We start from the raw sequence: 18,871 nt of genomic DNA on the forward strand, positions 1-18,871 counted from the left end.
ACACCCACACCTGGACCGTCAGCAACGACGGCAAGGGCCAGTACGGCACCTTCACCGTCGACCAGAGCGGCAACTGGAAGTTCGAGCTGGACAACAGCAGCGACAAGGTCCAGGCCCTGAAGGACGGAGAAAAGGTCACCGACACCATCACCGTCACGGTCGATGACGGCAACGGCGGCACGGCGACCGAAACCATCACCGTCACCATCACCGGCACCAACGACACGGCTGTCATCACCCCGAACCAGCCGGGCGACGACAAGGGCACGGTGCAGGAAGACAAGGTCTACACCGCCAACGGCAAACTGGATGTCACGGACAAGGATGCCGGCGAGGCTACCTTCAACGCCCAGACCGGCTTCAAGGGCGAACACGGCACGTTCTCGATCGACGCGAACGGCAACTGGAGCTACACGCTCGACAACGACGCCACGGCCGTCCAGCAATTGGGCGCCAAGGAACACCTGACCGAGACCTTCACCGTCACCACCGCCGACGGCACCACCGGCAAGGTCGTCATCACGATCAACGGCACCAACGACGCCCCGACCATCACGGGCGCGGCCAGCGGTGACGTCAAGGAAGACGGCGCCAAGGAAGTCTCTGGCCAGTTGACCCAGCACGACGTCGACGTCAACGACAAGCACACCTGGTCGCTCGCCAATGACGGCAAGGGCCAGTACGGCACCTTCACGCTCGACCAGAGCGGCAAGTGGACCTACACGCTGGACAACGACAGCGCCAAGGTCCAGGCCCTGGCGGAAGGCCAGAAGGCCACCGAAACCATCACCGTCACCGTCGACGACGGCAACGGTGGCACCGCCACGCAGGTCATCACGGTCACGGTCACCGGCGCCAACGACGCCCCGACCATCACCGGCACGGCCACGGGCCAGATCAAGGAAGGCAGCAACCAGGAAGTCACCGGCCAACTGACCCAGCATGACGTCGACACCAACGACACGCATACTTGGTCGATGAGCAACGACGGCAAGGGCCAGTACGGCGCCTTCTCGCTCGACCAGAATGGCAAGTGGACCTACAAGCTGGACAACGCCAACCCGGACGTCAAGGCGCTCAAGGACGGCGAGCACCTGACCGACACCGTCACCGTGACCGTCGATGACGGCCATGGCGGCACGGCCACGCAGGTCATCACTATCACGGTCGACGGCACCAGCGACGGCGCTATCATCACCCCCAGCAAGCCGGGCGATGACGCCGGCACGGTCCAGGAAGACAAGGTCTACACCGCCAGCGGCAAGCTGGACGTCACCGACGCCGACGCCGGCGAGGCCGTGTTCCGTCCGCAGACCGACTTCGCGGGCAAGTACGGCACGTTCTCGATCGACGCCAACGGCAACTGGAGCTTCAAGCTCGACAACGACGCCACGGCCGTCCAGCAATTGGGCGCCAAGGAGCACCTGACCGAGACCTTCACCGTCACCACCGCCGACGGCACCACCGGCAAGGTCACCATCACCATCAACGGCACCAACGACGCCCCGACCGTCAGCGGCGTGGCCACCGGCGCCGTCAAGGAAGATGGCGCCCAGACGGTCACGGGCCAGCTGGCCAAGGCCGATGTCGACGTCAACGACAAGCACACCTGGTCCGTCAACAACGACGGCAAGGGCCAGTATGGCACCTTCAGCGTCGACCAGAGCGGCAAGTGGACCTACGTGCTGGACAACAACAGCGCCAAGGTCCAGGCCCTGGCCGAAGGCCAGAAGGCCACCGACTCCATCACCGTGACGGTGGATGACGGCAACGGCGGCAAGGCCACCCAGGTCATCACCATCGACATCACCGGCACCAACGACGCCCCGACCATCGGCGGCACGACCACCGGTGCGGTCAAGGAAGACGGTACGCTGGTCACGACCGGCCAGTTGACCAAGACCGATGTCGACACCAACGACACGCACACCTGGTCCGTCAACAACGATGGCAAGGGCCAGTACGGCACCTTCACCGTCGATTCGACCGGCAAGTGGACCTACACGCTGGACAACGCCAGCACCAAGGTCCAGGCCCTGAAGGAAGGCGAAACCGTTACCGACACCATCAAGGTCACGGTGGATGACGGCCATGGCGGCACCGCGTTCAAGGAAATCACGGTCACCGTCACCGGCACCAACGACATAGCCAAGATCACCGGCCAGTCCACCGGCGCCGTGATCGAGGACAAGACGCTGGTGACCTCCGGCAAGCTGGCGGTGTCGGATGCCGACGCCGGCCAGAGCACGCTGGTCGCCCAGGCCAACGTGGCGGGCAAGTACGGCACTTTCTCCATCGACGCCAACGGCAACTGGACCTACACGCTGAACAACAGCCTGAAGGCCGTGCAGGATCTGCCGGCGGGCGCCGTGCTGAAAGAGAACTTCGAGGTGGTCTCGGCGGACGGTTCGGCCAAGCAAGTCATCACGGTCGACGTGGTCGGCACCAACGACGCGCCGGTCGCCGCCGACAACGCCACCAGCGTGGACGCCGGCGGCAGCCACATCTTCAGCGCCGCCGAGTTCAACTTCAATGACGGGGCCGAAGGCAATCAGCTCGACAGCGTCATCATCACGCGTCTACCGACCGATGGCACGCTGACACTGAACGGGCAGCAGGTCACCGCAAACACCGTGGTCTCGGCCTCCGACATCGCCGCCGGCAAACTGGTCTACACGCCATCGGCGTCCGGCCAGGACACCTCGTTCGGCTTCCAGGTGCGCGACAACGGCGGCACCGCCAACGGTGGCAAGGACACCTCGGGCGACTACAACTTCGCCATCAAGACCAACAATTTCATCTCGGGCGACAACGACGGCAGCGGCACGGGCACCAAGCCGCCCATCGACGGCGGCAGCGGCGACGATGTCATCCTTGGCGACAAGGGCGGCACCGTCACCACGGTCGAACCGGGCAAGAACTACAACATCGCGATCGTGGTGGACACGTCGGGCAGTATGTCGGAAGCCTCCGGCACCAAGGGCCTGACGCGCATGCAGCTGACCATCGACGCGCTCAAGAACCTGGCGAACACCCTCAAGGGCCATGACGGTATCGTCAACGTGGCGCTGATCGGCTTCGAATCGACGGCCAGCACCAAATACACGATCAACGGCTTGAACGCGAGCAACGTCGGCGACCTCATCAAGGCCATCGAGAAGCTCAGCGCCAGCGGCGGCACCAACTACGAAGGCGCGTTCGACGAAGCCGTGAAGTGGTTCAACAAGCAGCCTACCTCGTCCAACGGCCAGGCCTTCGAGAACGTCACGTACTTCCTGACGGACGGCGATCCGACCTTCAGCAACCGTGGCAGCAACGGCGACTGGTGGTCGGGCGGCAGCACCACGAACTACTACGACATGAAGGACGCCGTCGACAAGTTCAAGGGCCTGAGCGGCAAGAGCACCGTGCACGCCATCGGCATCGGCACGGGCGTCAACGAGGCCTACCTGAAGTTCTTTGACAACTCGAGCACCACGGGAACGGGCACGGTCCGGATAGAAGGCACGAACATCACCGGCGCTGTCGGCCAGCCGCAGATCGTCAACACCGCCAAGGACCTGGCCGCGGCACTGCAGGGCGGTTCGTCCAGCACCGATCCGGCCGCCGTCGGCAACGACATCATCAACGGCGGCGCAGGCCACGACATCATCTTCGGCGACACCCTCAACACCGATGGCAACGTGCTGAACTGGGCCTCGGTGGGCGGCCGCCCCACCGATCTGGTGCAGGGTTCGGGCCTGAAGGCGCTGCAGGTATTCCTGGAGATGCGCGACGGACACGCGCCAACCAACGGCGACCTGTACCAGTACATCAAGGACCACCACGCCGACTTCAACCTGGCCGACGACCCGCGCGGCGGCGATGACACGATCCACGGCGGCACCGGCGACGACATCATCTACGGCCAGGGCGGCAACGACACCCTGTATGGCGACGATGGCAACGACATCATCTATGGCGGCGCCGGCGACGACAAGCTGTATGGCGGCGATGGCAACGACGTGCTGCACGGAGGTTCGGGCAACGACGTGCTGGAAGGCGGCAACGGCAACGACCTGCTGATCGGCGGCAAGGGCGACGACACGCTGATCGGCGGCGCCGGCAGCGATACCTTCAAGTGGGAACTGGGCGACCAGGGCACCACCGCCAAGCCGGCTGTCGACACGATCAAGGACTTCTCGCTGGACAAGCCGGCCGATGGCGGCGACATCCTGGACCTGAAGGACCTGCTGGTCGGCGAGAAGGACGGCACCCTGACCCAGTACCTGAATTTCCACAAGGAAGGCAACAACACGGTCATCGACGTCAACACCCAGGGCAAGCTCGGCGCCCAGGGCGCGGACCAGAAGATCGTGCTGGAGAACGTCGACCTGACGCATGGCGGCCAGTTGGACAACCAGGCCATCATCAATGACCTGCTGCAAAAGGGCAAACTGAACGTCGACCACAGCTAAGCTGTCCCCCGGGGCAGGGCCGCGCCACGGTCCTGCCCGCTCGACCCACGGGATCTGGCAAGCGCGATGCGCCGGCGGCGCGGGGAATTTTTCCGGATGACGACTGGATCGGCCGGAAAAATGTGAAAATCCGTTTCATGCGATCAACCCGCCGTTTCCGCGCCACGCTGAATCTGTGCCGACTGGTTTTGCTTTGCCTGGCTTGCGGCTGGGGCGGCAGTTCCGCCCTGGAAGTCAACGCCGACAAATTACAGAGCCTGTCGGCCAGCCGCTATGGCGCCAAGGGCGCCAGGGCCGTATCGAATTGGCTGCAATTGCTGCGCGCCACGCCCCCCGCACTAGAAAAGGACCGGCTGGTGGTGGCGAACGATTTCTGGAATCGGGCGCTGCTGTCGGGCGACGACATCAGAATCTGGGGCAAGGACGACTACTGGGCCACCCCGCTCGAATCGCTGGGCAAGGGCGCGGGCGATTGCGAAGACTACGTCATCGGCAAGTATTTCACCCTGCTGTCGCTGGGCGTGCCGGCCAGCAAGCTGCGCTTCATCTACGTCCGCGCGCGGGTGGGCGGTCCGGCCAGCAGCAGCCAGGTCGCCCACATGGTGCTGGGCTACTACGAAACACCCAATGCAGTACCGCTGGTGCTGGACAGTCTGGTCTCGACCATCCTGCCGGCGTCGCAACGACGCGACCTGACGCCGGTCTTCAGCTTCAACGCCGACGGCGTCTACGTCGACGGCAAACCCGCCGCACCGGTTGACCGCCTCAGCCGCTGGCGCGATCTCCTCCAACGCATGGAACGGGAAGGCATACGCCCCTGACGTCCGGAACCACAAGACTATGTCCATACTTCGACAGCTCCTGCTCAGCGTCACCCTCGCGATCGGCGTCATCCTGCTGGGCACCCTGGCGCTCAGCGTCAACGCCGCCCGCGAATACCTGTCGGGCCAATTGCAGGTGCAGGCCACCGACGCCGCCGTATCGCTGGCGCTGTCCCTGTCGCAGCCAGCCAACAACGACCCGGTGGTACAGGAGCTGCTGGTGTCGGCGCTGTACGACGGCGGCCACTTCTCGCTGGTGCGCCTGGCCGATCCGGAGGGCAAGGTGCTGATCGAACGCCAGTCTACCGCCACCGCCGCCTCGGTGCCGGGCTGGTTCCGCGCCCTGGCGCCGCTGGACGCTCGCTCTGCCTCGCATGCCGTCAGCGACGGCTGGCGCCAGATCGGCGAGGTGACGCTGGTGGCCAACGACGCCTATGCCTGGGAAGCCCTGTGGCGCAGCAGCCTGCGCATGATCGCGTTGGTGCTGGGCGCGGGCCTGGTCTGGGCGCTGTTCGCCTTCGCACTGGTCGGCTGGATCAAGAACCGGCTGCTGCGCGAGGTCAGCGACCACGTCCGCAGCATCGGCCAGGACACGCCGCCGCAGCAGATGGAGGCGCGCGTGCCCGAGTTGTCCGACGTGGTCCAGGCGCTCAACCAGACCCGCGAACGCGTCCACGCCAGCGCCGAGGAACAGAATGCCAAGATCGAATCCCTGGAACTGGAGTTGAACCAGGATCCTGTCACCCGCCTGCCCAATCGCAAGTACTTCGTCAACGAATTCCGCCGTGCGCTTGAAGGCGGCACAGGCCACGCGCAGGCCCGCGCCGGTGTCGACGGCGGCCACGTGCTGGTGTTCCGCCAGCGCGACCTGGCCGACCTGAACCGCCACATGCCGCGCGAGTTCATCGACCAGTGGCTGCGCGCCGCCTGCGAACGCATCCAAGCCTCGCTCAAGTCGCTGCACGTGGCCAATCCGCTGCTGGCGCGCCTGAACGGTTCGGACTTCGCCCTGCTGCTGCCGGGCTGCGCCGCGCCGCAGGCGATGATGATCGCCGAACAACTGCGCGCCGACCTGCACGCCTCGCGCATTCCGGTCGGCGAGGGCCATCTGTGCCGCTGGGCCCAGGCCATGGCCGACTACAGCCGCGGCGACCAGGCAGGTCCGGTGTTGTCACGGTTGGACTTCGGACTGATGCGAGCCGAAAGCGCCGGCAACGACCAGGTCGTGATCGCGGGTGCCGCCGACGCTCAATCGCCCTCTGAATCCGGCGAACGGGCCTGGAAGGATGCCATTCTGTCCGCGCTGGAACAACACCGCTTCGAACTCGCCACCGAACCGCTGCGCGATGCCGCCGGCAATCCCATCCGCACCGAAGCGATGCTGATGCTGCGTACCGCCGAAGACCAGGCGCCAATCCCCGCCACCCTGTTCATTCCGCCCGCCGTGCGGCTCGACCTGGTGACGGACTGCGACCTGCAGGCGGTCAGCCTGGGCCTGGACTGGCTATCGGCGCACGACGGCGAACTGGCCCTGAGGGTCGCTCTGCCCTCGCTGCGCGGCCAGAAATACGTCCGCCAGTTGGCGCTGCTCCTGACCGAGCGCAAGGCCCTGGCGCGGCGCCTGTTCCTGGAAATCGACGCCCACGGCCTGGTCGAATGCCACGAGCAGATCGCCACGCTAGCCCGCGTGGCGTCAGAATTCGGGACCCACATTGGCGTGCGCCGCCTGGCGCAACAGTTCGGCGCGGTGGCGCAATTGCACACGCTGCCGTTGTCATACGTGAAACTGGGCGGCGGCTTCGTCGGCGGCATGTCGCAAAGCCCCGGCAGCCAACAGTTGACCGCCTCGGTACTTGAAACCGCCCGCAAGCTCGGGATCGCAGTCTACGCGGAAGACGTGCCCGACAGCGAAACCCGCCACATCCTGGCCAACCTGGGCATCAGCATCATGCGCGGCCCGGGCGTGAAAACGCCGGCCTGAGGCCGGCGGTCATGACAGCGGCGCCGCACGCCGCTTGAAGGCTGCCGCGCTGGCGGCCCGTGCCCGGTTGCTGAGCACAGCTAGCGCGCCGCGCGGCTCCTGGCTTGCTCGTACAGCGGCAACACCTGTTGCGCGGCTCCTTGCAGATCGGCGATGCGCGACGCGGCGGAGGGGTGCGTCGACAGGATCTCGGGCGGCGCGTTGCCGCTGTCGGCCGCGCCCATCTTCTGCCACAGCGTGACCGCCGCGCGCGGGTCGAAACCGGCCCGCGCGGCCAGTTCGACGCCCATGCGATCGGCCTCTGTTTCATGGGTGCGGCTGTTGGGCAGCGTGAACATCACGTCGCTGAGCTTGCCCCCCAGGTCCGACGCCGCGCTCGAACCGGTGGCGATGGAAAGCACCTGCAGGCCCAGATTGGTGGCCATCTGCTGCGACACGCGTTCGCGCGCATGTTCGCGCAGGGCGTGGGAAATCTCGTGCCCCAGCACCGCCGCCAGCTCGTCATCGGTGGGCTTGATCTTGTTGATCAGCCCCGTGTAGACGGCGATCTTGCCGCCCGGCATGCACCAGGCGTTGACCTCATCGCTGGTCAGCACATGCACTTCCCATTTCCAGGCGGACGCATCGGGCCGGAACACGCCGGCCTGCGCAATCAGCCGCTGCGAGATGGCCCGCACCCGCGCCACCTGTTTCGCATCGCGATCCAGCAGATTCTTGGCCTTCGCCTGTTTGAGGATGTCGGCGTACTGCTGGTTCGCTTCCTGCTCCAGCGCCTGCGACGGCACCATGCTGGACATGTACTGGGTACGGTTGACGCCGATGGCGCCCGACTGGGTGGTGTTCATCCCGGTGCAGCCCGCCAGGGCAGCCAGGGACAGCGCTGCCGCCAGGCGGCGCAAGGGATAGTGGTTGCGGCTCATGCCAGCCTCCTCCAACGGTCAGGAACGACGGAATCCTGCGGCCTCAGCCCGGTTCGCCACACTGGCCGCGATGGCGCAAGGCGTGGTCGATCAGCACCAGGGCCAGCATGGCCTCGGCAATCGGTGTGGCGCGGATACCGACACAGGGATCATGCCGCCCCAGCGTCTGTACCATGACCGGCTCGTTGTCACGGTTGACCGAACGGCGCTCGACCCGGATGCTGGAGGTGGGCTTGATGGCCAGCGACACCGTCACCGGCTGGCCGGTCGAGATGCCGCCCAGCACGCCGCCGGCGTGATTGGTCAGGAAGCCGTCGGGCGTGATTTCGTCGCCATGCTCGGAGCCGCGCTGCGCGACGCAATCGAACCCGGCGCCAATCGACACCCCCTTGACCGCGTTCAGGCCCATCATGACGTGGGCGATATCCGCGTCCAGCCGGTCGTAGATCGGCTCGCCCCAGCCGGCCGGCAGGTTTTCGGCCACGACCTCGATGCGCGCGCCGATCGAATCGCCATCCCGGCGCAACTGGTCCATATAGGCCTCGAGCTCGGGCACGATCTCGGCGTTGGGCGCATAGAACGGATTGTTGGAAACCTCGTCCCACGAGACGAAGGGAATCGCGATCGGACCCAGTTGGCTCATGTAGCCACGCACTTTCACCCCGTATTGCTCGGCCAGCCACTTCTTGGCCACCGCGCCCGCGGCCACCGTGGGTGCGGTCAGGCGGGCCGACGAACGGCCGCCGCCGCGCGGATCGCGCAGGCCGAACTTGCGCCAGTAGGCATAGTCGGCATGGCCCGGCCGGAAGGTGTCGGTGATGTTGGAGTAATCCTTGCTACGCGCATCGGTGTTGCGGATCAACAGGCCGATGGGAGTACCGGTGGTCAGTCCCTCGTACACGCCGGACAGGATTTCGACCTGGTCGGCTTCCTGGCGCTGGGTGACGTGGCGCGAGGTGCCGGGCCGGCGTCGGTCCAGTTCGCGCTGGATGTCGGCCGCTTCCAGCGGCATGCCGGGCGGGCAGCCGTCAATGACGCAACCGATGGCCGGCCCGTGGGATTCGCCAAAATTCGTGACGGTGAACAGAGTACCGAGGGTATTGCCGGGCATAGGAAGTCAACAGGTGGGTTTGCAAGCAACCCCGATTATGACACCGCCGACGCCAAAGCCTGAATTTCCGCCGCCGGCGCCGGCCGTCCCAGCAAGAACCCCTGCATCACGCGGCAGCCCAGCGACTTGAGGATTTCACGTTGCCCTTCGGTCTCGACGCCCTCGGCCACCACCGGCAGGTGCATCGCCTGACACAGTCCGAAAAGCGCCGACACCACCTCGCGGCTGCCGGCGTCGGATTCGAGCGCGGAAATGAAGCTGCGGTCGATCTTGACCCAATCGATGGGCAGGTGCCGCAGGTGGTTCAGGCTGGAATAGCCGCAACCGAAGTCATCCAGCGCCACGCCGATGCCCTTGGCCCGCAGCGTGTTCAGGATCTTCACATGGCGCTCGTAATGCAGGATGAAGATCGATTCGGTGATCTCCAGCACCAGCTTGCGCGGCGCCAGCTTGGTCGTGGTCAGCACGTCGGACACCAGTTGCACCAGGCCGTCCTCGTTCATCTGCTTGACCGACAGGTTCACGTGCACCCGCCAGGCCGGCGGCCACAGCGCGGCCTGCGAGCAGGCCCGCTCCAGGATCCACGCTCCCAGCGGCACGATCAGGCCGCTGCGCTCGGCCAGCTCGATGGTCACGGCTGGCGATACGCTGCCCAGCTCTGGGTGATGCCAGCGCAGCAGCGCCTCGCAGCCCTGCACCACGCCCGAGGCGCTGTCGCACACCGGCTGGTAATACAGTTCGAACTGGTCCATCGACGCCGTGGTCAGCGCCAGGCGCAGATCGTTCTCCAGCCCCTGCTGGTCGCGCTGGCGCGCCAGCATTCGAAAGTCGAACATGCTCCAGCCAGGGCCGCCACGCTCCTTCAAGGGCACCATGGCGACCTGCACGCAACGCTGCAGCTCTTCCACGCTGCGGCCATGATCCGGATACAACGCCGCCCCCACCCGGAACACGGCGATCAGGGGCCGCCCCCCCAGCTCATAGGGCACCGACAGGTCTTCGAGCAGCTTGGCCGACACCTGGGCCGCGCCCTCCTCGTCCACATCCGGAACGCACACCGTGAAGGCATCGGTGCCGGTACGGGCCACCATGCCGCCGAGCGCGCGGGTGACAAGGCTGAGCCGGTCGGCCACCATAATCAGCAAGGCCTGGTCTTCGCCGGCACGCAGCATCGCGCTGATCTCGGCGTACTGGTCGAAGCTGACCAGGAAGAACGCACCGATGCCGCGCGTGCCCGGCCGGACACGCGCAATGCCCAGGGACTCCCGTTCATCCTGGATCGCCGGAGCGGGCCTGAACGCGGCCCGGCCCGACAGCCGCTCGGCCTGGTTCAGCCACGCGCGGGCACGACTGTGCAGCTCCCGCTGGCTCAGGACGCCGGTCAATTCGTCACGCGTCAGCCGGCCGCGCAGCACGCGTTCGCGGCGGACGAAAAACAAGCAAATCGCTGCAAGTGCGCCCGCGAGCATCAGGCACAGTGCGAGCAGGTAACTCTCACGCACGGAGCCCCCTATCTAGAAACCCTTGGCGTTGTGGTCCGGAAAGAAACCCAAGGGCTGTAACATTTTTTAAATTATGCATTATTTTCGCAAAAAAACGCCACACTTCAGGAGCAACGCGCTCCCTTTCTTTCCATTCCTACCCTGATTTAGTTGCTCGCGAGGGGTCATGACGGTCCTTGGATGGCAGTTTCTGGCCGGTCCGTGCGCCATGCCGTGCCCTTACTACGACAGCCGGTACCGGAAAATTAATACGGCGTGTCTCAATAGTTATCATCCGGGCAATTATCACGAACGAAATAATTGCACAGGTTGTCTGATATCGCTGATGATTTCGTAATATTCTGTATGTTTTGTGACATAAGGAATTACAACGCGCGCAGCGACACTGAGGTATTAGTAACGCGTGTCACGTTTCTTATCCAGCGTTTTTCCCGTTCGGGCACGAGCGCTGCCTGAATGATCCCCCCTTTCACTGGCAGGCCGGCAATGCGCGGCACCGGCACCGGTGCGGGCCAAGAAGGGAACCTTCGACCCATATGTCCACACTCCGCCGGCTGATCCTCTGCACCGCTCTCCTGATTGCCTTCTTCCTGCTCGGCGCCCAAGCCCTGGGGATGCTGGCCGCCCATCGCTACCTGAATACCCAGTTGGCCCAGCAGGGCCTGGCTGGTGCCAGCGCGCTGGCCTGGGCCTTGTCACATAACCCGGACAGCGCGCGCGACCCGAGCAAACTGGCCGACGACCTGATCGGCGCTGGCTCGTATGCGCTGGTCCGCATCGCGGGAGAAAATGGGGACACCAAAATCGAACGACGTCACCCGGCTGCCGGCCAGGTCGACGCCACACATGACTGGCGTCCCGCCTGGTTGACCCTGGAAGCACCGCCCGCGACCCTGCCGTATCTGGGACCGGATGGTCAACGGCTAGGTACCGTTACCGTCCAGGCCGATGCCCGGCTGGCGCGCGATACGCTGTGGCAAGGAGGCGTGCGCGTCATCGGCCTGGCACTGGCTGCTGGCGTCTTCTGGATGCTGTTCGCCGGCAACCTGCTGCGCTGGATCGAGGCACGAGCCTCCAAAGACCTCAGCGGACGGGTACGCGCGCTGGAACCGGGCGGCGTGGGCTCGCCCGACCGCGCCTGCGAGCTGGAGGGCGTCGATCAGGCGCTGGTCGACGCCCAGCGCCAGGTTGCCGCGACGGTGCAGGCACAGAACGCCCGCATCGAATCGCTGCAAAGCGAAATCCAGCGCGATGCCATCACCCGCCTGCCGAACCGCAAGTACTTCATCGACCTTTTCCGCCAGGCCCTGGCCAGCCCGGAGGCCGATGCCGGCGGCCACATCCTGATGTTCCGCCAGCGCGATCTGGCACAGATCAACCGGCATCTGTCGCGCGCCTTTACCGACCAGTGGCTGCGATCGTCGTCCGATCGGCTGCGCAAGCTGGTTGAAGGCTGCGGCGACCCCGGCATGACCCTGGCGCGCATGGGCGGTTCGGATTTCGCGCTGCTGATGCCGCGCACCTCCGCCCCGCAGGCCGGCATGCTGGCCGAGCGAGTGCGGCGAGAATTGCGGTCGCTGCGGATACCGATGGATAAACGCGACTGGTGCCGCTGGGCACTGGCAATGGCCGCCTACGCGCCGGGCGACAACATGAGCGACACGCTGGCGCGGCTGGACCACGCCCTGATGTGCGCGGAAAGCGCCGATGACGACCTGATCGCCCCGGCAAGCCAGGCGGCCGACAGCACCCGCATCGGCGAATACAGTTGGCACGATGCGCTGTCCACGGCGCTGGAGCAACATCGTTTCTCATTGTCGACACAGCCGCTGGCCAGCGTGGCCGGCCCCTTGCTGCATTACGAAGCCAGCCTGACGCTGCACGACACCAGCGGCGCCGACCCGGTGCCGGCTGCGATCTTCATGCCGCCCGCGGTGCGCCTGGGACTCTCGGCCGAATGCGACATCCAGGCCATCCGCCTGGGCCTGGATTGGCTGTTCACCCGCCCCGAAGCCCTGGCGGTACATGTATCGCAGGCTTCGCTGGCGCAGGGCGCCTTCCTGGCGCGGCTGGCACGTATGCTGGCCGACCGCCCGGCCCTGATTCCTCGGCTGCTCATCGAGGTGGACGCGGCCACCCTGATCGAACACGATGCTGGCATGCATCAGCTATGCCAGATCGTCACCGGCGCGGGCGGCCGTATCGGCCTGTCGCGCCTGTCGCAGCAATTCGGCGCGATGGAACACCTGCACGCCTACCCCTTGTCGTACGTAAAGCTGTGCGGCAGCTTCATCACTGGCATGCTGCACAGCCCGGGCAGCCAGCATCTGGCCGCCACCGTCATGGCCACCGCCACCGCCCTCGGCATGGCGGTGTACGTTGAAGACGTGCCTGACGACGCCACCCGCGCCATCCTGGAAAAAATCGGCGTTCACGCGATTCGCGGCACTGTCGTAAACTTCGCCCGCGCACCCGCCCCCGCGCTTGACCAACGATGGATTCCTAGTTGACGGAAGGATTGTTTCCTCACCTCCCCGATCTGCAGATCGGCCTGATCGCCGGCGTCGCGCTGGCTTGCGCGGCGGCCTGCGCCATCGCCTGGATCCGCACCCGTGCCGCGATCTACGGAGCCGGCATGGCGTTCGCGCTGGTGGAAGGCGTGCTGCGCGCCCAACCGGCGCTGTTTCCCGCCGGCGCACTGCAAGCCGGTTCCTTTGCCGCCCTGCTGGCCTTGTCCGTCCCGCTGATTGCCGGTCTGCCCGCCGCCGCGCGCCTGGCAACGGCGTGCCGATGGAGCTGCATCGCGCTCACCGGCGTGGCGGCGCTGGCGCTGATCTTTGTCTATGACGGCGACGGTGGATTGCTGCCGGCCCTGGTCGCCGGCGCCGCGGCCACCGCCAGCGTGATCCTGGCGGCGTGGTTACTGGCCGCCGCAGCCCGCCCCTTGCCGCAGCGCGGCGCCATCCTGGCGCTGGGCGCGGCCTACCTGGCATCGACCTGGATCCTGGGCCATGACGCCTGGGCAATGCCGGATGCCGGCACCTCGGCGGCCCCTTTGGCACGGCTGCTGCTGGTGCAGGCCGCCCTGCTCTTGGCGGGGCTGGCCCCCCCCACGTGCAAGGCCGTCGCGCGCCCGGCCCAGACCGACACCGACCAACGGGTCGAAGGCGAATTGCGTCTGGTGGAAATGGCGAGCGCGCTCGACACCCAGCGCCAGATGAACGCGCTGATCTCACATGAGTTGCGTGCGCCGCTGGCCACGATCAGCGCGGCGGCCCAATCGCTCGACATGATCCTGTCGGGCAGCGGCGAAACCGTCGACAGCCGCCTGGCGCGCATCCACCGCTCGGTCACCCGGATGACCGAGTTGATGGAGCAACTGCTGAACCAGGATCGCCTGGGGGAACAGGCCTGGACGCCGCGCGGCGAGCAGGCCGACATGGCTGAATTGGCCAGCGAAGCGGTGGCCGCCATGCAACCTGACACCGCGCACGCCTTGCGCCTGCGAAACGGCAGCGAACGGCTGCCGGTCTATTGCGACCGCGCCCTGACCGGCGTGGTGCTGCGCAACCTGATCCACAACGCGGTCAAGTATTCCCCGGCCAGCGAACCCATCCAGATCGAAACCGGCCTGGCCGACGAAAACGGCGAGCCGATGGCGTGGGTGGCGGTCACGGATCGCGGCCCCGGCATCGGCCAGGACGAACAGGCCCGCATCTTCGAGCCGCGCTTCCGGCGCGCGGCGCACCGTGAAACGCAGGGCATGGGCATCGGGCTGTATCTGGCGCGACGCATCTGCCAGAACCAGGGCGGCTCGCTGGCCATGCAAAGCGAGGTGGGCGTGGGCACCCGCTTCGTCATCACCCTGCCGGCCCGGCCGCCCGAACCGGCGCCGCCTGACCGAACGGCAGGCACCGCCCAAGCCTGAGCGCCCACGCGCCGGGCGGCGAAGCGCTAGGCGGCGAACACGTAACCCTGGCCGCGCACGGACAACACCGGCAGCTTCAGGCCCGCGCTCTGCGCCTTGGCGCGCAGCCGGCTGACCAGCACGTCGATGCGGCGCAATTCAAAGCCGCCCGGGCTTTCCGGCAGGAACAATTCGGCCAGCGCCTGCCGACTGACCGCCGAACCGGCCGCATCCATCAGCGCCATGAGGAACGTGCGTTCCTGGGCGCTCAGGTGCAGCGATGCGCCATCGGGAGCGACCAGGATCCAGCCCCCGTCCTGCAGCGACCACGACGTGTCGGCCGCCGCGCGCGTCTCGGCATCCACCGGCCGCGGCGACTTCGCCAGGCGCATGCGCCTGGCCAGGCTGCGAATGACCGAACTGAGTTCCAGCAGATCAACCGGCTTGGTCATGTAGACATCGGCGCCGCCTTCCAGGCCGCGCACCCTGTCCTCGAGCGCGCTGCGCCCGGTCAGCATGACAATGCCCACCGGACTGAGCGCGCGCAGCCGCGTCGCCACCGAAAAACCGTCCTCCCCCGGAAGATGGGCGTCGAGAATGACAATGTCGCAAGGTTGTTCCTGCAAGCGGCGGTAAAACGCCGCGGCATTGTCACAGGCAAACGCCACACGGAAACCGTACCCGCCCAGGCCCAACGCCAACTCCTCCCGGAAGTCCGCGTCATCCTCAAGCAGGCCGATACACAGCAAACCATCTGCGCCAGGCATATTCAGAGTGCTTTTATATTGAAAATTGTCGACAAATGCCCCGGTGACAGGCCTGCCACCTGAGTGTCCCGCAGGCGACAATCTTACGACTTTTACAATGGAAACGAATGATTGCAGCGAAAAAAACCGCGATTTTTCGTCTCATTGCGCCGATTTTCTGCGCCTTCCGCGCGCAAAATGCCGCTTTGTCGTCAACAAACACACAAAACGAACATCAAGACGAACAACTGACCTCGATGCCGTTGGCCCAGTCCGGCGGCAGGCCGGCATACTTTTCGCATCCGGCGCGAGCCGTGAACGGATCGCGCAGCAGTGTCATCAACGTGCCTATTTCAGTGGCATCGCCGGCCTTGGCGGCACGGATCGCCTCTTCCGCCAGATGATTGCGCAGCACATAGAGGGGGTTGACGCGGTTCATGGCCGCCGCCACCTCGTCCGCCGCGCGCCCGTCCTCGGCGTGGCGCGCCAGCAGGCGGTCGAGCCAGTCCGACGCGGCGGCGCGGTCGATGAACAGATCCTGGAACGGCGCGCGCTCGCCGAGCACGGCATCTGCCAGCCGACGCCAGGTCAGCGTGAAATCCGCCTGGTTGGCATCCATCAGCTTGAGCAGATCGTCAAGCAGCGGTTCGTCCGCCGGCCGCCACGCCGCCAGCCCCAGCTTGGCGCCCATGCGCTCGTGGAAAGCCTGTGTGAAGACGCCCTCGAACTCGTCCAGCACCGCCCGCAACGCGTCCACGTCCTGCACCAGCGTATGCAGGCTGCCACCCAGGCGGTACAGGTTCCACAGCGCCACGGACGGCTGGCGGTTCCAGGAATAGCGGCCCTCGGAATCGGAATGGTTGCAGACATGGGCGAGGCGGAAACCGTCCATGAAGCCGTAGGGCCCGTAATCGAGGGTGAGCCCCATAATGGACATGTTGTCCGTATTCATGACGCCGTGGCAGAACCCCACGGCCTGCCAGTCCGCCATCAGCAAGGCGGTGCGCCGCGTGACTTCGCGCAGCAGGCGCATGTAGGGCGCGGTCTCGTCCCGCGGCTCGCCCGCTGGCGCGGCCCGGCATTCCGGGTAATAGCGGTCGATGACATAGTCCGCCAGCGCCTTGAGCAGCTCGGGCTGACGCCGCGACGACCAGTGTTCGAACGAGCCGAAGCGCACGAAGCTGGGTGACATGCGCGTCACGATGGCGGCGGTTTCCACGGTTTCGCGCCACACCGGGTCGTCCGAAGCCACCAGCGCCAGCGCGCGGGTGGTCGGGATGCCCAGGCCGTGCATGGCCTCGCTGGCCAGGTATTCGCGCACCGAGGACCGCAGCACCGCGCGGCCGTCGCCCATGCGCGAATACGGTGTCTTGCCAGCTCCCTTAAGCTGCAACTCCCAGGCTCCCTCCGGCCCCTGGATCTCGCCCAGCAGATGCGCGCGCCCATCGCCCAGTTGTCCGGCCCAGACGCCGAACTGGTGGCCGCTGTACACCGCGGCCAGGGTATCGCCGCCCGGCAGCGGCTCGGCGCCGGAAAAGACGCGCAGGAATTCCGGCGTATGCAGCACGGCCGGGTCCAGCCCGATCAACGCGGCGGCCTCGGTGTTGGCGTGCAGCAAGCGCGGGTTGTTCAGCGCTTGCGGCTCGAGCCGCGTGTAGAACGCGGCCGGCAGCGCCGCGAACGAGTTGACGGCATGCAGTTCGGACAGGGAATGGGCGCTCATGCGCGTTGGCTCCTGGCGGCGCGCTTGGCCGGCCGCACGTAGAAAATGGCGCTGACAAAGAACAGCGTCGACAGCAGGATCTCGCCCCACGCCATCAGCACCGACAACGGCGCCGGATCGGACATCGCGCGCACCACGCCCTCCATGAGGTAGAGCAGCGACAACATCGACGCCCACTGATACGTATAGAGATTGCCACGCACGATACCGCGCAAGGGCAGCGCCAGCGGCAAGGCCTTGAGCAGCATCCAGGAGCCGCCCGGACGCAATGGCGCCACCACCGTTTCCCAGGTGACGCACAACACGATCAAGGCGAACAACGACACCGAGGCCACCAGACGCAAGCGGGGGTTGAGTTCAGGGTTCATGCTGCTATTATCGCCTGATGAACCGCCCCGCCGAGCCCGCCGCCGCCGCGCCGGCGGCCCCCCAGTCCCCGCCCCCACGCGCATCGTGGCCGGCGCGGGTCGGGCGGGCCTTCGTCTTCACCGCGCAGCGCGCCGACGAGGAAAAGCTGCTGCAGGTCGCCTCCAGCCTCACCTTCACCACGGTGCTGGCGATCGTGCCGATGCTGGCCGTGGTGCTGTCGCTGTTCACCGCCTTCCCGGTCTTCCAGGAGTTCCGGATCGCGCTCGAGGACTTTCTCGCCAACAGCCTGATGCCGCCGTCCGTCTCGGACAACATCATGGAATACCTGAACCAGTTCGCCCGCCAGGCCTCGCGCCTGACCGCGATCGGCGGCGCCTTCCTGCTGGTGACGTCGCTGCTGCTCATCATGACCATCGACACCGCCTTCAACGACATCTGGCACGTTACGCGGCAGCGGCCGCTGCCGCAGCGCGCCCTGGTCTACTGGGCTGTCATCACGCTGGGGCCGGTGGTGGCCGGCGCCAGCCTCTGGGCCACCTCGTTCGTGGCGCGCGAATCGCTCGGCATGGTGCGCGACGTGCCGGAAATCGTCAGCGTCGCCATTTCGTTCATCCCGCTGGTGCTGACCGCCCTGGGCTTTGCCGCCCTGTTCATGGTGGTGCCGAACCGCCCGGTGCTGTGGCGCGACGCCCTCATCGGCGGCTGCGTCACTGCGATTGCGCTGGAAGTCATGAAATCGGCCTTTGCCTACTACCTGACGCGCTTCCCCACCTATACCGTGATCTACGGCGCGTTCGCCACGCTGCCAATCTTCCTGTTGTGGATCTACCTGTCCTGGCTGGCCGTGCTGCTGGGCGCGACCCTGGCGGCCAGCGCGCCGCTGATCCGCCTGGGCCGCTGGGAAGTCAACCGCTATGCCGGCGCCCCCTTCGTAGACGCGCTCGATGTATTGCGCACGCTGCGCCGCGCGCAATCCCGCACCCCGCCCGGCCTGCCGGCCAACCTGCTGGCCTCGACGCTGAAACTGCACCAGGATGAACTGAACGACGTGCTCGAAACCCTGTGCGACATGAATCTGGTCACCCGGACCCCGGACGACCTGTGGGTACTGACTTGCGATGCCCGCGAAACCTCGCTGGCACCCGTGGTCGACCGCTTCCTGCTGGACCGCGGCCAGCCGCGGGTGCACGGCGACCGCGAAATCCTGCGGGTCGCGGCGGCAGTGATTTCCCAGGAAAACGCGCCCGCGCTGGAAGAACTCTGCGGAGAAGCGCAAAATACCGGAAATGGCGTCGCCCCGGTATTGCAACTGGAAGCGAACAAGAAATAGCAAT

12 protein-coding genes are annotated in these 18,871 nt (G+C 66.2%); 6 read left to right on the forward strand and 6 right to left on the reverse strand.

The window, feature by feature from the left end:
• The 3 genes from AC6LKG_RS22350 to AC6LKG_RS22360 form a co-directional block, all read left to right on the forward strand.
• Positions 1-4,457, forward strand: a 4,457-nt coding sequence (locus AC6LKG_RS22350) for a VCBS domain-containing protein (RefSeq protein ID WP_498168286.1), incomplete at its 5' end; no start/stop codon positions are given.
• Between the two features lie 137 nt (positions 4,458-4,594).
• Positions 4,595-5,278: a transglutaminase-like cysteine peptidase gene (locus AC6LKG_RS22355; protein ID WP_498168288.1), complete on the forward strand. Its 684-nt coding sequence runs from the start codon at positions 4,595-4,597 to the stop codon at positions 5,276-5,278.
• A 19-nt stretch (positions 5,279-5,297) separates the two neighbouring features.
• On the forward strand, positions 5,298-7,259 hold the full coding sequence (locus AC6LKG_RS22360; RefSeq protein ID WP_498168291.1) for a bifunctional diguanylate cyclase/phosphodiesterase: 1,962 nt from the start codon (positions 5,298-5,300) through the stop codon (positions 7,257-7,259).
• An 80-nt stretch (positions 7,260-7,339) separates the two neighbouring features.
• Here the strand turns inward: AC6LKG_RS22360 and AC6LKG_RS22365 are convergent, their stop codons facing one another.
• The 3 genes from AC6LKG_RS22365 to AC6LKG_RS22375 are packed head-to-tail and all read right to left on the reverse strand — an operon-like array spanning position 7,340 to position 10,792.
• A complete protein-coding gene (locus AC6LKG_RS22365; RefSeq protein WP_498168293.1) occupies positions 7,340-8,179 on the reverse strand; it encodes a M48 family metallopeptidase in 840 nt (279 codons plus the stop codon).
• 43 nt (positions 8,180-8,222) lie between these two features.
• Complete coding sequence (gene aroC / locus AC6LKG_RS22370; protein ID WP_498168295.1) at positions 8,223-9,290, reverse strand: chorismate synthase; 1,068 nt, start codon at positions 9,288-9,290, stop codon at positions 8,223-8,225.
• A gap of 35 nt (positions 9,291-9,325) precedes the next feature.
• A complete protein-coding gene (locus tag AC6LKG_RS22375; RefSeq protein WP_498168297.1) occupies positions 9,326-10,792 on the reverse strand; it encodes a putative bifunctional diguanylate cyclase/phosphodiesterase in 1,467 nt (488 codons plus the stop codon).
• A 536-nt stretch (positions 10,793-11,328) separates the two neighbouring features.
• On the opposite strand from AC6LKG_RS22375, the gene AC6LKG_RS22380 reads away from it, so the two are divergent.
• Both AC6LKG_RS22380 and AC6LKG_RS22385 read left to right on the forward strand, forming a co-directional pair.
• A complete protein-coding gene (locus AC6LKG_RS22380) occupies positions 11,329-13,302 on the forward strand; it encodes a bifunctional diguanylate cyclase/phosphodiesterase (protein WP_498168300.1) in 1,974 nt (657 codons plus the stop codon).
• On the forward strand, positions 13,299-14,720 hold the full coding sequence (locus AC6LKG_RS22385) for a sensor histidine kinase (protein ID WP_498168303.1): 1,422 nt from the start codon (positions 13,299-13,301) through the stop codon (positions 14,718-14,720). Before AC6LKG_RS22380 ends, AC6LKG_RS22385 begins: the two co-directional genes overlap by 4 nt.
• 26 nt (positions 14,721-14,746) lie before the next feature.
• On the opposite strand, the gene AC6LKG_RS22390 is transcribed toward AC6LKG_RS22385, so the two are convergent.
• From AC6LKG_RS22390 to AC6LKG_RS22400, 3 genes are all read right to left on the reverse strand, one after another.
• Positions 14,747-15,466, reverse strand: coding sequence for a response regulator transcription factor (locus tag AC6LKG_RS22390; RefSeq protein WP_498168306.1), 720 nt, complete (start codon positions 15,464-15,466; stop codon positions 14,747-14,749).
• Between the two features lie 214 nt (positions 15,467-15,680).
• Entirely contained in the window at positions 15,681-17,168 is a 1,488-nt protein-coding gene (locus AC6LKG_RS22395) for a protein adenylyltransferase SelO (protein ID WP_498168309.1), read from the reverse strand.
• Positions 17,165-17,536: a DUF2069 domain-containing protein gene (locus tag AC6LKG_RS22400; protein WP_498168311.1), complete on the reverse strand. Its 372-nt coding sequence runs from the start codon at positions 17,534-17,536 to the stop codon at positions 17,165-17,167. Before AC6LKG_RS22400 ends, AC6LKG_RS22395 begins: the two co-directional genes overlap by 4 nt.
• 17 nt (positions 17,537-17,553) lie before the next feature.
• On the opposite strand from AC6LKG_RS22400, the gene AC6LKG_RS22405 reads away from it, so the two are divergent.
• The gene (locus AC6LKG_RS22405; RefSeq protein ID WP_498168313.1) at positions 17,554-18,867 is read left to right on the forward strand and encodes a YihY family inner membrane protein; all 1,314 of its coding nucleotides are present in this window, start codon (positions 17,554-17,556) and stop codon (positions 18,865-18,867) included.
• The last annotated feature ends 4 nt before the right edge of the window (positions 18,868-18,871 follow it).

The organism is Achromobacter sp. 46006 (genome assembly GCF_059761975.1).

Coding starts and splice junctions, on each gene's coding strand:
- AC6LKG_RS22355 (WP_498168288.1), top strand. CDS start 4,595: ATGCGATCAACCCGCCGTTTCCGCGCCACGCTGAATCTGTGCCGACTG.
- AC6LKG_RS22360 (WP_498168291.1), top strand. CDS start 5,298: ATGTCCATACTTCGACAGCTCCTGCTCAGCGTCACCCTCGCGATCGGC.
- AC6LKG_RS22365 (WP_498168293.1), bottom strand. CDS start 8,179: ATGAGCCGCAACCACTATCCCTTGCGCCGCCTGGCGGCAGCGCTGTCC.
- aroC (WP_498168295.1), bottom strand. CDS start 9,290: ATGCCCGGCAATACCCTCGGTACTCTGTTCACCGTCACGAATTTTGGC.
- AC6LKG_RS22380 (WP_498168300.1), top strand. CDS start 11,329: ATGTCCACACTCCGCCGGCTGATCCTCTGCACCGCTCTCCTGATTGCC.
- AC6LKG_RS22390 (WP_498168306.1), bottom strand. CDS start 15,466: ATGCCTGGCGCAGATGGTTTGCTGTGTATCGGCCTGCTTGAGGATGAC.
- AC6LKG_RS22395 (WP_498168309.1), bottom strand. CDS start 17,168: ATGAGCGCCCATTCCCTGTCCGAACTGCATGCCGTCAACTCGTTCGCG.
- AC6LKG_RS22400 (WP_498168311.1), bottom strand. CDS start 17,536: ATGAACCCTGAACTCAACCCCCGCTTGCGTCTGGTGGCCTCGGTGTCG.
- AC6LKG_RS22405 (WP_498168313.1), top strand. CDS start 17,554: ATGAACCGCCCCGCCGAGCCCGCCGCCGCCGCGCCGGCGGCCCCCCAG.